Consider the following 12,538-nt stretch of genomic DNA (forward strand, 5'->3'; position numbering starts at 1 on the left):
AGTTGGCATGAGCCAAGGTGAGCTATGGGAGAGCTGAGCGGCGACCGGCTGGTCGAGGTCCTTGCCACGCTGGCCAGCCCGCACCGACTGCGGGTGCTCGCCGCGCTGACCGGTGGACGTGCGTACGTCTCGCAGCTCGCCCGCGATCTGGGCATCAGCCGCGCGCTGCTGCAGGTGCACCTCAAGAAGTTGGAAAAGGCCGGGCTGGTCACCGCCCATCTGGAGTTGTCCGAGGACGGCAAGGCACTCAAGTACTACGAGACCGCGCCCTTCTCGTTGCACCTCACGCCCGACATGGTGGCGGCCGCCGTCACCACCCTGAGCACCGCCGGAGACGGCGATGCCGTATCGAAAGGAAACAGTTAGATGGACGTCACCGCCTCGGTCTTCCTCGTCGTCGTCGCCGCCCTGCTCATCTCGGTCGTCTGGTACGCGGGCGTCCGCACGCGGACGGCGGTCGCCGGCGAACTGCAGCGGCAGTACGCCGAGCAGGCCGCCGAGACCCAGCGGCTGCTCACCGACGTGAGCGCGCAGTTGGCCGACCTGAACCGGCGCACCGCGGACATGCAACGCATCCTCAAGGACGCCGAATGACAGCCCTCGGCCTCAGCCCGCCGGTCACACTCCTCAACGTCCCCAACGCCATCACCGCCGTACGCACGGCGGGTGCCGTCGGGCTCGCCGTGGCGGCGCTGACCCAGCGCAGCGCGCACCTGCTGGTCGCCGCCTACCTGCTCTACTGGATCGGAGACATCCTCGACGGTGCCGCCGCCCGGAGCCTGGGACAGGAGACGCGTACCGGCGCGGTCTTCGACATCGTCGCGGACCGTGCCTGCACGTCGGCCTGCGCCGCCGCACTCATCGTGCTGCGGCCCGCCACGGCCCTGCCGATCGCGGTGTTCCTGGTCCAGTTCATGGTCATCGACCAGTTGTTGAGCCTGATGTTCCTGCGCTGGCCGCTGCTCAGCCCGAACTACTTCGCCCGCGTCGACAGGCGCGTCTACCTGTGGAACTGGTCTCCGCCGGCCAAGGCGCTGAACACCGCCGCGGTGGTGCTGCTGGCGATCTTCGCGCCGATGCCTGTGGCCGTCACGTTCGCCCTCGCGGTCGCCGCGGTGAAGATCGTCTCGTTGGTCTGCGCCGCCAAGCTGCCGGCGGGACTCCTGCCTACCCGACCATGATCGCCGTTCTGGTGGCCGCCGGCGTCGGGCTGCTGTCGGCCTTCCTGCCGTTCACCCCGGCCGAGCCGTACCTGATCGCGACCGTGGCCACGACAAGCGCGCCGCCCGTGGCGCTCGGCGTGGCCGCCGCTGCCGGGCAAACTGCCGGCAAGGTGCTGATCTTCCTCGGCGCGCGCGGCGCAATCCGCTCGACGTGGCTGCAACGGCGGCTCCGCGGACGTCCGCCCGCCGCGCCGGCCCGACCGGGTCGACTGAGCACGATGCTGGCGCGCCCGAAGGCGGCCGGCGCGCGACTCGTCGAGGTGCTGGAACGCCCCCACCAGTCGACCGGGATGCTGCTGGTCAGCGCCGTCAGCGGCCTGCCTCCGCTGCTGGCCGCCAGCGTCTACCTGGGACGCACACCCATGCGTCCGGTCACCTTCGCGGTGACGTGCCTGCTGGGCCGGGCGATCCGCTTCGTGACTGTCGCGCTGGCCCCGCAACTCGCCGGCTACTGAAACGGTGGCCGTCGGCCCGACCTCGACGACGGGCCGGACTGCCACCGGACCGGCCTCGTCAGGGACCTCGTTCAGGCACCCAGGAACACCGCGCCCAGCGATAGCGTGAAGCTCCCGACGCCGAGGAGGCGAGCCCATGCTCATCGCTCAGCTCAGCGACCCGCACCTGACCACCGGTCTGCTCGCCGCCGCACCGGCCGCCGGGCTGCACCGTGCGCTCGGCCGGGTGCTGGCCGTCCGGCCGCGGCCGGACTGCGTCGTGATCAGCGGCGACCTGGTCGACCACGGCCGACCCGACGAGTACGCGGCGCTGCGCGAGCTGATCGGCCGGTTCCCGGTGCGGGTGCACCTGGCCGCCGGCAACCACGACGACCGCGAGGCGCTGCTCGACGCCTTCGGCGGCACACCGTGGCTCGGGGGCGGGTTCTCGACCCACTACCACGTCGATCACGAGGCGGCGTCGGTCGTGGTGCTCGACTCGCTCGTCCCCGGCAGCAGCAGCGGCCAACTCGGCGAGGAGCAACTCGGTTGGCTCGACGGGGTGCTGGCCGGGCGGCCCGAGGTGCCCGCCGTGGTCTTTCTGCACCATCCGCCGGTCGCGGTCGGCATCCCCGCGGCCGACTCCCTCCGGCTTGCCGACTCCGACGCGTTCGCCGAGGTGATCCGTCGGCACCCGCACGTCGTCCGAGTCGCCTCCGGCCACCTGCACCGCCCGGTCACCGCGGCCTACGCCGGCACGGTGCTCACCGTCGCACCCAGTACCTGGAAGCAGAGCACGCTCACCATGAGCACCGACGAGCAGATCGGCTGGGTCGACGAGCCAACCGCCTTCCTGCTGCACCTGGTCGAGGCGGGCGGGTGCGTGACGCACACCGTGCAGGTGAGTCACTCGGCCGGTCAGACCTGCACCTCCTGAGGGAGCCCGTCGTGGTGGTCTGGTACGTCGCGTACGGCTCGAACATGCACGCCGCGCGCCTCGGGTGGTACATCGGTGGTGGCTGCCCGCCCGGTGGGAGGCGCACGTATCCGGGCTGCCGGGATCGGCGCCCACCGAGCCGGTCGGTCCCGGTGTCCCTGCCCGGCGGGATCTACTTCGCCGGTGAGTCCCGGTCCTGGACCGGGGGCATGGCCTTCTACGACCCGCACCTGCCGGGCGAGGCCGCGGCCCGCGCCTATCTGGTCACCGAGGAGCAGTTCGCCGACATCGCCGCCCAGGAGATGTACCGCCCGGCGGGTGCCGCCGCCGACCTGATCCCCGCGACCGGGGCGGCGATCGAGGCGGCCGTCACCGACGGACGGGCGACGCTCGGCCCCGGCCGGTACGAGACGTTGGTCTGCCCCGGCAGCCGCAGCGGCGTCCCCCTGCTCACCTTCACCGCGCCCGAGGGGGCGTCGGCCACCCCGTGCCGGCCGCCCGCGCCGATCTACCTCGGCATGATCGCCCGTGGTCTGCAAGAGGCACACGGCTGGCCGGCCGAGCGGATCACCAGCTATCTGGCCGCCCGGCCCGGCGTGGCCGACGGATGGCGCCCCGACGCCGTCGCCGCCCTGGTCAGCGAGGTGCTGGTCGACGTGTGACCGCCGGGCGGTCCCGGCCCGCAACTCGGCCCGGCACGTGGCCCGCTGGGGGCCAGGCCGTCAACCGAGCAGGAACTCCCGCAGCGCGGGAGCGAGCGTCGCCGGCGGCACGTCGTGGTAACCACCGTCGAGGCTGATGGATCGGCCGCCCGGGACCGCCTCGGCCGCGGCCACACTCGCGTCCCTCAGCCACTGTGGACTGCCGGTGCTGTGCACCCCGAGAGTCGGCACCGTGATGGCCGCCAGCCGGTCGGTGGGCAGTCGCCCTCCGGCGGTGACGATCGAGTCATACACCAGGGTGTGCGCGATTGCGGTCAGTCCGTCCCACATCGGCTGCGACCGCATCCCGGTGATCTGCTCGGCCGGCAGCCCCACCGAGTCGCTGAGGAAGAGCCCCACCGCGCCGTCCCGGTCGTCGGCGGCGATCAGCTCGATGAGCTGCGGGGTGATGTCCTTGCGGACGCCCACGTGCGGGCCGACCTGGAACGGTGGCTCGAACAGGACCAACCTGGTCACCGGAAGGCCCTGCGCCGTGGCGAGGGCGGCCAGGACCGCCCCGGAAGAGATGCCGTAGACGGCGGCGGAACCACCCGCCGCGGCGATCAGGGCCGCCAGGTCGTCGATCTCGCGACCGATCTCGTACGGTGCGGTGTCGCCACTGAAGCCGCGCCCCCGACGGTCGTAACTGAAGGTGGTGAAATCCGTCGCCAGTGCCGCACCCAGGTCGCGGGTCGCGTTGCGATCGCTGAACGCGCCACCGACCAGGATGATCGCCGGCCCGGCACCTGACCGTTCAAACGCGATGGGTGTGCCGTCGGCCGACCGCACCTGCTCCGCCACCGGTGTCGTTCCGCTCACGATGTCGCCCCCAGCTCTCGTTGGTCGTCCCGTCCTTTCTAGACCCTGCGTACGACGATGTCCGGCAGACCGCGGCAAACGACGTTCGATCCGGGGTGCGGGCGTACCCGCAGCTCCGATCCGCCGCCTGGGTCGCCCCGCCGGCGTCCGGATGAGAGGCTGTCGGGGCAGGCGGCCATCCCCAACCGCCGCCAACCGCGACCCTGACGACGGTGTCGCTCGACGGCCCGGTCGACCCAGAGGCCGGGCCCCGCGCGGGCGCCGATTCTTCCGAGGAGATCCATGTCCACAACCGGGATGCGACGGGCCGCTGTCGGCCTGACCGCGCTCGCGGTGGCCGCGTTCGGCGCGGTCGCCACCAGCCCAGAACAAGCCGACGCGCGACCGAAGCCGGTCGACGTCACGCTGCTGGCCCTCAACGACTTCCACGGCAACCTCGAACCGCCGAGCGGGTCCAGCGGCACCATCGCCGGGCAGGCCGCGGGCGGCGTCGAATACCTGGCGACCCACCTGGCCGAGCTGCGGGCCGCCGCCAAGAAGAAGAACACCATCACGGTCGCCGCCGGTGACCTGATCGGCGCGTCCCCGCTGCTCTCCGCCGCGTTCCACGACGAGCCGACGATCGAGGCGCTGAGCATGGCCGGGCTGGACTACGCCAGCGTCGGCAACCACGAGTTCGACGAGGGCGCCGCCGAGCTGCTGCGGATCCAGAACGGCGGCTGCCACCCGGTGGACGGCTGCGCCGACGGCACCCCCTACCGGGGCGCCGGCTTCAAGTACCTGTCCGCGAACGCCTTCAAGACCGCCACCGGCAAGCCGCTGCTGGCGCCGTACGCGATCCACAAGGTGCAGGGCGTCAAGGTCGGCTTCATCGGGATGACCCTGGAGGGAACCCCGCAGATCGTCAGCCAGCAGGGCGTCGCCGGCCTCACCTTCGCCGACGAGGCGGACACCGCCAACCGGTACGCTCGCGAGCTGCGCCGCAAGGGCGTGGAGACGATCGTCGTGCTGCTGCACGAGGGCGGCGCCCAGGCGTCGACCGGTGGGATCAACGACTGCGTCGGCATGACCGGGCCGATCGTGGACATCGCCAACCGGATGGACCCGTCGATCGACGTGGTGGTCAGTGGGCACACCCACCAGGCGTACAACTGCGACATCAACGGCAAGCTGGTCACCAGCGCCAGCTCGTTCGGTCGCCTGGTCACCGACATCGACCTGAAGATCGACCGTCGGAGCGGTGACGTCGTCTCCGCCGCCGCGAACAACGTCGTGGTCACCCGCGACGTGGCGAAGGACCCGAAGCAGACGGCCCTGATCAACCACTACAAGACGGTGCTCGGCCCGGTCGCCGGCCGCCAGGTCGGCGTGACCAGCCAGGCGATCACCCGGAGCCAGGAAACCCTCTTCGGTACGAGTCTGGGTGAATCCCCGCTGGGCAACCTGATCGCCGACGCCCAGCTCGCCGCCACCGACGACGAGGAGGGCGCGGTCGCCGCCCTCATGAACCCGGGCGGGGTCCGCGCCGACCTCGACGCCGGCCCGGTCACCTACGAAGAGGCGTTCACGGTGCAGCCGTTCGCCAACAACCTGGTGACGCTCGACCTGACCGGCGCGCAGCTCTACTGCGTACTGGAACAGCAGTTCGTCACCAACCGCACGCTGTACCCGTCGTCGACCGTGGGCTATGTGGTCGACCCGAACGGCACCACCGGCACGGTGGCCGACCCGTGCGCCGGCACCCGTGTGGTCCGGGGCAGCCTCACCCTCGGCGGGACCGCCGTCGACACCGCCGCCACCTACCGGGTGACGGTGAACAACTTCCTGGCCGGCGGCGGCGACGGCTTCAGCGCCCTCACCGGCGGGACCAACCAGGTCACCGGCCAGATCGACCTGGACGCGTTCGTGGCGTACCTGACCGCGCAGTCGCCGGTCTCCGCCCCGACGCTGGACCGCATCCGCACCACCGCCGAGGTCCCCGCCGCCTGACGGCCGACCCCCGCGACATCGGGCCCCGGAGCACCCGCTCCGGGGCCCGACCCGTCCCAAGCGCCACCGTGTCCCCCGCAGCCCTGAGTCCGCGCGCTCGCGTCCCGCGCGCTCGCGTCCCGCGCGCTCGCGTCCCGCGCGCTCGCGCTCGCAGCCTGCGCCCCGCGCCCCGCCGCGCCCCGCCGCGCCCCGCGCCCCGCCGCGCCCCGCGCCCCGCCGCGCCCCGCGCCCCGCGTCGCGCGCCGCGCGCCGCGCGCCGCGCGCAAGATCGCGCTCGAACATGGATGTAGTGGCATCGAGGCGTGATGAGGCCACTACATCCCGGATCCAGCACGATCTTGGGGCGGCGCGGTGGTGCGGGGCGGCGCGGCGGTGCGGGCGGCGCGGGGCAGGGCGGCGCGGGGCAGGGCAGGGCGTGAGGCGTGGGGGTGTGCGGGTCAGGCGGCGACGGGGGTCGGGCCGGGAGACACCGCGGCGGCTGTCGCGCGGCCGTCCTGCTCCGCGGTGAGCAGTCGGCGCAGGGAGAGCGCGATCAACGAGGCGACCAGGCAACCGCCGACCACCGTCGCCACCCAGACCCTGCCGTCGGCGGCGGCGATGAGCGGTCCCGCGGTCACCGGGCCGATCACACCGCTGATTCCGAAGATCATCGAACTCATCGCGTTGTACCGACCACGAAGCTCGTCCGTCGCCAGGGCGTTCGTCAGGGCGGGCATCACCGGCGACAGCATCGTCTCACCGAAGCCGAAGATCGCCGAGCAGGCCACCACGCACAGGGCAGCCAACACGGCGCTCTCCCCGGTGACCAGGCCGGCCGCACCGAGGACCAACCAGGCGGCGGCGAACACCGCCCCCACCACCGCCAGTGCCCGGGTACGGCTGCGCCCCTCGATCCGGCGGATCACCAGCAGTTGCGCGAGCACGATCATCACGGTGTTGGCCGCGAGCGCCCAGGCCACCACGCGGGGGTTCACCTCGACCACCCGCACGGCGTACGCGGCGAAGCCCACCTCGATCTGCGCGTACCCGCAGGTGGTGAGGACCAGCCCGAAGATCACCAGCCGCCGGAACGGGCGGTCCCGCAGCACGGTCAGGTAGCCGCCGGGCGACGGATCGTCGACCCCTCGACGGTTGCCGAGTCGGTGGCCCACGCTGGGCAGGGTGAGCAGGATCAGCGCCGGCAGCAGGTACGTCACCGCGTCCAGTAGGTAGATCGCCTGGAAGGTGCCGGGTCGGGCGGTGTCGACGATCGCGCCGGAGGTCATGCCGCCGACGCCGATACCAAGGTTGAGCAGGGCGAAGTTCAGCCCGAACACGCGTTGCCGCTCGTCGTCGTCGGTCAACGACGCGAGGATCGTGTTCTGCCCGGACCAGATCGCCGAGCTGCCGATGGCGATCACCGTCATCACCAGCAGGGCCGAACCGGTCGAGTGGACCAGCGCGAGCGAGCCCGTGCCGATCGCCTCCAGCACCAGGCAGGGCACCACCACCCAGCGGGCGCCGAACCGGTCGATGAGCGTCCCGCCCAGCGGTGACAGCGCCAGGGTGACCGCGCCGTACCAGCCGATCACGAGCCCGGCGCGGGCGTCGGTGAGCCCGCGTACGTCGGTCAGGTAGATGAACAGGAACGGCAGGGTCAGACCGCGCCCGATCGCCGACAGCAGAGTGCCGAGCATGATCCGGCGGGCGTCCGCTCGGCGGGGCAGGGCACGACGCAGCATGTCCGGCATTCTGATCCCCAGGTGTGACACCGCGCGAACCGTTTTGGCCGCGCTCCGCCCTCGCTGGTGTCCTCGGGTGACCAATCCCACGATGATCCACTGGTCTCGGTGGCGGTCGGTCGTTGTCCCCCGGGTCTGCGATGCTGGCTCGATGACCGGCACCTGGCGACACCTGCCCGCTACCGCCCGCGCCATCGCGGTGACCGCCACCGCGGCCGTCGCCGCCGCGCAGGCGCGCGATGGTCAGGCGTACGACGAGGCGGTCGGTGGCCTCGCCGCCGACGAGCGATCCGGCCTGGTGCTCGGCGCGGTGGTCCGGCTGCTGCTGGAGGAGAGCCATCCGGAGGGGCTGACCGGCGACGACATCCGCCAGGTGTTGACTCGATGCGTGCAGAGCGCGACGCGGTGGCGGTCGGACGTGGACCCGCACGTGGTGCTCGTGCTGCTCGCCGGCGCGCTCGGCGTGTACGACCCCGAGGGCGACGAGTCCCGTCCGGACGCGTCGGCGCTGGCCCGGCATGCACCGCTCCTGGTGGCCGACCTGTTGGCGACGACAGGCGTGTCGTTCGACGACTACCTGGCCGCCGCGTTCGCCGAGATCGAGCGCACCGAACGACAGGACTGACCGGCGGGGCGGCCACCTCGGTGGTGGCCGCCCCGGTGGCGTACGGCAGGGGCCGGCAGTTGTCGTGTCAGTTGGAGTTGGTGAGCCGTTGCGCCACGACCTCCAGGTACTCGGCCGGGATCCGTACCGTGCCGTCGGTGGCCCGGTTGTGCGTACGCGCCAGCTCGACCAGGTCGGCGTGCAGGTGCGGTCGCCGTTCCTCGGGCAGCGCCTCGAACGCCTTGAGCGTGGGCCCGTAGTTCGCCCGGAAGAAGTTGGCGAACTCCTCGGGTGTGCCGAAGCGGAAGACGAACTCCCGGCGTACCGCCCGCAGGTCGCCCACGGCCTCGCCGAGAAGCTCGCGGACCCGGGCCTCGTCGCCCCACTCGACGGGCGGGCGCAGTCCCGGTGGCGGGGGCACATGCCGGGCCACCGTGCGGAACAACTCGCCGATGAACCCCTGCGGCGTCCACGAGACCAGCGCCACCGTGCCGCCGGGGCGGCAGACCCGGACCAGCTCGGCCGCCGCCCGCTGCTGGTCCGGGGCGAACATCACGCCCACGACGGAGAGCACCGCGTCGAACGACCCGTCGGGGTGCGTCAGGCGCTCCGCGTCCCCGGCCACGAAGGTGACCGCGAGCCGTTCGGCCGTCGCCCGCTGACGGCCCCGTTCCAACAACTCGGGTACGTAGTCGACGCCGGTCACGACGCAGCCGCAGCGGGCGGCGGCGATGGCGGCGTTGCCGGAGCCGGTCGCGACGTCCAGCACGCGGGCACCGGCCGACAGGTCGGCCGCCGTCACCAGCAATTCGGAGATCGGATGGATGAGTGCGGCGACCGCGCCGTAGTCGCCGCTGGCCCACGTCACCTGCTGGCGTGTCTTCACGGCGTCGAAGTCGAGTGCGGTGCTCATGGGCGTCCCCCTCGGACGGTAGTGGTGCCCTTGACGCTAGGTGACCCACCGCCTCTGGGGATCGGCTGAAGTACGTATGTTGGCGGCGGTTTCCGCAGGCAGCGTCACGATCAGTCCTGGTTCCAGGTGTCCGTCTCAAGTGTCGACGGCGCACCGTCGGTGGCCACCTGACCGGTGGCGAGCGTCCGGCCGGACGCGTCGAGCGCCTCGACGACGAGGTCCGTCATGGCGGGGGGCACGCGCACCACCGCCCCGGAGCCGCTCACCGCAGCCGTCGCCACCTCGCGCCCGTTCTGCGCCACCCGTACCTGGGTGGCTGCCGCAGGCGTCACCACGAGCAGGGACCGAAGGGCTCCTTCGCCGATGACGCCGTTGTCGATCGACACCGCCAGGACGCTTGCGGGGTCGGTCGGGTCCGCTGCGACGCTGAAGGAGGTGCCGGTGCCGACCACGCCGTTGGGTCGTGGTTGATCGAGGTCGATCGTCACCTCGCCGAGCCAGCCGCCGCCGGCTGCGGGAGCAGCCACGATCATCGTCTTGCCGCTCTCCACCGAGGGCCAGCCGGTGGGCGGCGAGCCGTCGTCGGAACGGGCGGGAAGGAGAGCGGCGTGCCCGCCCCACACCACGCTCGGCAGGGCGGTCAGTTGGTATCCCGACGACTGGGCGTACTGCGACACCAACAGTCGGGCACGCGGTTCCGGGACACTGCCGCGTACGCGGGACATCGCGGTCGCGAGCTGCGCGTCGGTGATCGGCTCCGACGCCAGCGAACCCGGTCCCGCGGTGATCTTGCGCGTCACCCCGCCGCAGTCGACCCGCCACCACTCGGGCCGCTGGGTCTTCGGGGTGCGGATCAGGTACGACCCGGTCGGCTCCGGCGCCCACTGGAACGCCCTGCCGTTGGGCAACGGTGAGGTGAGGAAGACACACCCGGCGGGTGCGATCGCCACGTGGATGAGCTTTCCCGGGCCGGAGGGGTCTTCCACGGCGCGGCTCTCGTAGGGTTCCAGCCCGTCGCCGACGCCCCGATCGGCGTTGGTGCTGGTCAGCTTCTCGGCGCTGGCACCCTCCTCGGCGGCCAGCCAGATCGCGGCGCTCGGCCAGCCGGTGCCCGGATCGGGCTGGTCGCGGACGAAGGCGGCGAGGGCGATCCGCTGGCCGCCGACGTCGTCGACGAACAGCACCTTCACCGCGGTCAACGGCACCCTCAGGCGGGGAAAGTCTCCTCGGCGCTGCGCGGCCAACAGGAGTTCGGAGAGCTGGCGGACGTAGCCGCTGTCCTGGCCGACGACGCCGCGCGGTGGCGACTGGAGGAGCTTGTTCGACCAGGCCAGCACGGGCGCGTTGGACTCCGTCGCGTCCGCGGGTGGTGGTGGGGTGGTCCGGCCCGGGTCGGCGATCGCGAAGGCGGTTCCGCCCAGGGAGAGCACCAGAGCGAGGGCCAGTCCGCCGAGGCGGCGCTGCCGGTCCCGTCGGTAACGCGCCCTGGCCCGACCGTACGGATCCGGCTGTGGGGTCAGGGTCCTGCTCAGCTCGGCCAGCGCCCGACCCACTTCGTCGTCGGCAGTCATGGTGTTACCCCTGTCATCGTCGTCGTCCCGGGCGGTGCTGGATCGGTTGCCGCTGGGGTCGTCGTCGGCACCTGGTTCGGCGTCGGCGCGTCCGACGCCAGCGCCAGACGCAGGCGAGCCAGACCTCTCGACGCGCGGCTCTTGACCGACCCCACGGAGCAGCCCAGAGTGGCGGCGACCGCCGCCTCCGGCAGGTCGACCACGTACCGCAGCACGATCACGGCCCGGGTTCGCGGCGTCAGCTCCCGCATCGCCTCGTACAGGGCGTGCCGTTCCGTCACCGCCTCCGTCATGTCCCGACCGGACCGGTCCGGCAGGAACGACGTCACCACCTCGTGCACCCGGTGGCGACGCCAACTGCTGATGTGGTGGTTGATCATGACCCGTCGCAGGTACGCCATCGGATCGTCGATCCGACGCCATCGACGCATCACCTTCACCAGCGCCGTCTGCACCAGATCCTCGGCATCCTGCGCCGACCCGGTGAGGTGGTACGCCACGCGCAAGAGATCCATGTAGCGCGTCTCGACGAACTCGCGAAAATGCTCGTCGTCAACTGCCATAAGCCCCCGCCTCGATTGGTTACCCAGCACGACTCTGGTGGGGCCGTGAAGGTTGAAGGCCCGCGGGTGGCAATCCGCACACGACGCGGGCAACGACGACCATCACCTCTCGCGCACCTGACACCGGCGTCGTAAGCTTCAGTTTGAGCGACTGCTCAACTCGGTCGAGTGCGTGCGCCCGACCAGGTGTTACCCCGGCATGTCAGCGGCGCGCCGGAGCAAGGTGTTCCGGCACGCGGGACCACGGAAGGCGGCCAGATGAGAGCCCCCCGATTGGTGAGCGTCGTCCAGCGCCGCCTCCTCGTGAACTACCGCACGGAACCGGAGGTCACCGCGCGGCTGCTGCCCGCCCCGCTGCGACCGCAGGTCGTCAACGGGTGGGCCGTGTCGGGCATCTGCCTGATCCGGTTGAGCGGAGTCCGTCTCCCCTCCGTGCCCGCACCCTTCGGCCTGCGTAGCGAGAATGGCGCGCACCGGATCGCGGTTGAGTGGGACACACCTGACGGCGTCGCACAGGGCGTCTACATCCCACGCCGTGACACCGGTTCCCGGCTCAACTCCTGGGTCGGCGGCAGGCTTTTTCCGGGGCGGCACCACCTCAGCCGCTTCGACGTCAGAGAGAGCGCGGACGAGCTGCGGATCGCCCTCGCCGATCCGGTCGACAAGGTACGCGTCGGTGTCCACGTCCGCGTGGCAGCCGCCCTGTCGGGCAGCCACCTGTTCGATGACGTCGACCAGGCCTCGGAGTTCTTCCGGCGCGGTGCCACCGGCTTCTCGACCACCCCCGATCCGAGCCGCCTCGACGGAGTGGAGCTGCTCACCCGGGGCTGGCAGGTCACGCCGGTGGACCTGGCCTCGGTGCAGTCCACGTTCTTCGACGACCCGGTCCGGTTCCCTCCGGGATCCGCGATACCCGACTGCGGGCTGCTGATGCGCAACGTCCCCGCCACGTGGAATCCGCTGCCGCCGATGGCGGTGCGGCCCACCGGTGGCCCGGTCGCCACTCGCAGCCGGTGAAGGTCGTCCTCGCCGGCGGTTCCGGGGCGCTCGGATTCGTACGGTG

General features: G+C 71.9%; 14 protein-coding genes. 9 read left to right on the forward strand and 5 right to left on the reverse strand.

Features of this window, described 5'->3' with window-relative positions; genetic code table 11:
* The first annotated feature begins 24 nt into the window (after positions 1-24).
* From AB0C01_RS08430 to AB0C01_RS08455, 6 genes are all read left to right on the forward strand, one after another.
* Positions 25-366: a helix-turn-helix domain-containing protein gene (locus tag AB0C01_RS08430; RefSeq protein ID WP_357255494.1), complete on the forward strand. Its 342-nt coding sequence runs from the start codon at positions 25-27 to the stop codon at positions 364-366.
* Positions 367-594 (forward strand): hypothetical protein, encoded by a 228-nt coding sequence (locus AB0C01_RS08435; protein ID WP_357255492.1) that lies wholly within the window; start codon positions 367-369, stop codon positions 592-594.
* A complete protein-coding gene (locus AB0C01_RS08440; RefSeq protein ID WP_357570741.1) occupies positions 591-1,181 on the forward strand; it encodes a CDP-alcohol phosphatidyltransferase family protein in 591 nt (196 codons plus the stop codon). The genes AB0C01_RS08435 and AB0C01_RS08440 overlap by 4 nt, the downstream gene beginning before the upstream one ends.
* Positions 1,178-1,678 carry a hypothetical protein gene (locus tag AB0C01_RS08445; protein WP_357570742.1) on the forward strand — a complete coding sequence of 167 codons (501 nt, stop codon included), beginning with the start codon at positions 1,178-1,180 and terminating at the stop codon, positions 1,676-1,678. The genes AB0C01_RS08440 and AB0C01_RS08445 overlap by 4 nt, the downstream gene beginning before the upstream one ends.
* Before the next feature lie 136 nt (positions 1,679-1,814).
* Positions 1,815-2,594: a phosphodiesterase gene (locus AB0C01_RS08450; protein ID WP_357570743.1), complete on the forward strand. Its 780-nt coding sequence runs from the start codon at positions 1,815-1,817 to the stop codon at positions 2,592-2,594.
* An 11-nt stretch (positions 2,595-2,605) separates the two neighbouring features.
* Complete coding sequence (locus AB0C01_RS08455; RefSeq protein ID WP_357570744.1) at positions 2,606-3,256, forward strand: histone deacetylase; 651 nt, start codon at positions 2,606-2,608, stop codon at positions 3,254-3,256.
* 60 nt (positions 3,257-3,316) lie between these two features.
* On the opposite strand, the gene AB0C01_RS08460 is transcribed toward AB0C01_RS08455, so the two are convergent.
* Positions 3,317-4,114 (reverse strand): alpha/beta fold hydrolase, encoded by a 798-nt coding sequence (locus AB0C01_RS08460; protein ID WP_357570745.1) that lies wholly within the window; start codon positions 4,112-4,114, stop codon positions 3,317-3,319.
* A 282-nt stretch (positions 4,115-4,396) separates the two neighbouring features.
* On the opposite strand from AB0C01_RS08460, the gene AB0C01_RS08465 reads away from it, so the two are divergent.
* Positions 4,397-6,103, forward strand: a complete 1,707-nt coding sequence (locus AB0C01_RS08465) for a bifunctional metallophosphatase/5'-nucleotidase (RefSeq protein ID WP_357570746.1) — start codon at positions 4,397-4,399, stop codon at positions 6,101-6,103.
* A 437-nt stretch (positions 6,104-6,540) separates the two neighbouring features.
* Here AB0C01_RS08465 and AB0C01_RS08470 read toward each other — a convergent pair whose 3' ends face one another.
* Positions 6,541-7,824, reverse strand: a complete 1,284-nt coding sequence (locus AB0C01_RS08470) for an MFS transporter (RefSeq protein ID WP_357253037.1) — start codon at positions 7,822-7,824, stop codon at positions 6,541-6,543.
* Positions 7,825-7,975: 151 nt separating this feature from the next.
* Between AB0C01_RS08470 and AB0C01_RS08475 the strand changes: the two genes are divergently transcribed.
* Entirely contained in the window at positions 7,976-8,449 is a 474-nt protein-coding gene (locus AB0C01_RS08475) for a hypothetical protein (RefSeq protein ID WP_357253034.1), read from the forward strand.
* A 67-nt stretch (positions 8,450-8,516) separates the two neighbouring features.
* On the opposite strand, the gene AB0C01_RS08480 is transcribed toward AB0C01_RS08475, so the two are convergent.
* From AB0C01_RS08480 to AB0C01_RS08490, 3 genes are all read right to left on the reverse strand, one after another.
* On the reverse strand, positions 8,517-9,341 hold the full coding sequence (locus AB0C01_RS08480) for a class I SAM-dependent methyltransferase (protein WP_357570747.1): 825 nt from the start codon (positions 9,339-9,341) through the stop codon (positions 8,517-8,519).
* Between the two features lie 110 nt (positions 9,342-9,451).
* Positions 9,452-10,912: a hypothetical protein gene (locus tag AB0C01_RS08485; protein ID WP_357570748.1), complete on the reverse strand. Its 1,461-nt coding sequence runs from the start codon at positions 10,910-10,912 to the stop codon at positions 9,452-9,454.
* A complete protein-coding gene (locus AB0C01_RS08490) occupies positions 10,909-11,475 on the reverse strand; it encodes a SigE family RNA polymerase sigma factor (RefSeq protein ID WP_357570749.1) in 567 nt (188 codons plus the stop codon). The genes AB0C01_RS08485 and AB0C01_RS08490 overlap by 4 nt, the downstream gene beginning before the upstream one ends.
* Positions 11,476-11,733: 258 nt before the next feature.
* Between AB0C01_RS08490 and AB0C01_RS08495 the strand changes: the two genes are divergently transcribed.
* Entirely contained in the window at positions 11,734-12,492 is a 759-nt protein-coding gene (locus AB0C01_RS08495) for a DUF2071 domain-containing protein (protein WP_357570750.1), read from the forward strand.
* The last annotated feature ends 46 nt before the right edge of the window (positions 12,493-12,538 follow it).

The sequence above is a fragment of the Micromonospora sp. NPDC048905 genome (assembly GCF_040649655.1).
In the GTDB taxonomy this organism is placed as follows: Bacteria; Actinomycetota; Actinomycetes; order Mycobacteriales; family Micromonosporaceae; genus Micromonospora.

What these genes read in the sequence shown, in the direction of transcription:
- AB0C01_RS08440 (WP_357570741.1), top strand. Translation starts at nt 591, where the DNA reads ATGACAGCCCTCGGCCTCAGCCCGCCGGTCACACTCCTCAACGTCCCC.
- AB0C01_RS08465 (WP_357570746.1), top strand. Translation starts at nt 4,397, where the DNA reads ATGTCCACAACCGGGATGCGACGGGCCGCTGTCGGCCTGACCGCGCTC.
- AB0C01_RS08435 (WP_357255492.1), top strand. Translation starts at nt 367, where the DNA reads ATGGACGTCACCGCCTCGGTCTTCCTCGTCGTCGTCGCCGCCCTGCTC.
- AB0C01_RS08470 (WP_357253037.1), bottom strand. Translation starts at nt 7,824, where the DNA reads ATGCTGCGTCGTGCCCTGCCCCGCCGAGCGGACGCCCGCCGGATCATG.
- AB0C01_RS08475 (WP_357253034.1), top strand. Translation starts at nt 7,976, where the DNA reads ATGACCGGCACCTGGCGACACCTGCCCGCTACCGCCCGCGCCATCGCG.
- AB0C01_RS08490 (WP_357570749.1), bottom strand. Translation starts at nt 11,475, where the DNA reads ATGGCAGTTGACGACGAGCATTTTCGCGAGTTCGTCGAGACGCGCTAC.
- AB0C01_RS08485 (WP_357570748.1), bottom strand. Translation starts at nt 10,912, where the DNA reads ATGACTGCCGACGACGAAGTGGGTCGGGCGCTGGCCGAGCTGAGCAGG.
- AB0C01_RS08450 (WP_357570743.1), top strand. Translation starts at nt 1,815, where the DNA reads ATGCTCATCGCTCAGCTCAGCGACCCGCACCTGACCACCGGTCTGCTC.
- AB0C01_RS08480 (WP_357570747.1), bottom strand. Translation starts at nt 9,341, where the DNA reads ATGAGCACCGCACTCGACTTCGACGCCGTGAAGACACGCCAGCAGGTG.
- AB0C01_RS08430 (WP_357255494.1), top strand. Translation starts at nt 25, where the DNA reads ATGGGAGAGCTGAGCGGCGACCGGCTGGTCGAGGTCCTTGCCACGCTG.
- AB0C01_RS08445 (WP_357570742.1), top strand. Translation starts at nt 1,178, where the DNA reads ATGATCGCCGTTCTGGTGGCCGCCGGCGTCGGGCTGCTGTCGGCCTTC.
- AB0C01_RS08495 (WP_357570750.1), top strand. Translation starts at nt 11,734, where the DNA reads ATGAGAGCCCCCCGATTGGTGAGCGTCGTCCAGCGCCGCCTCCTCGTG.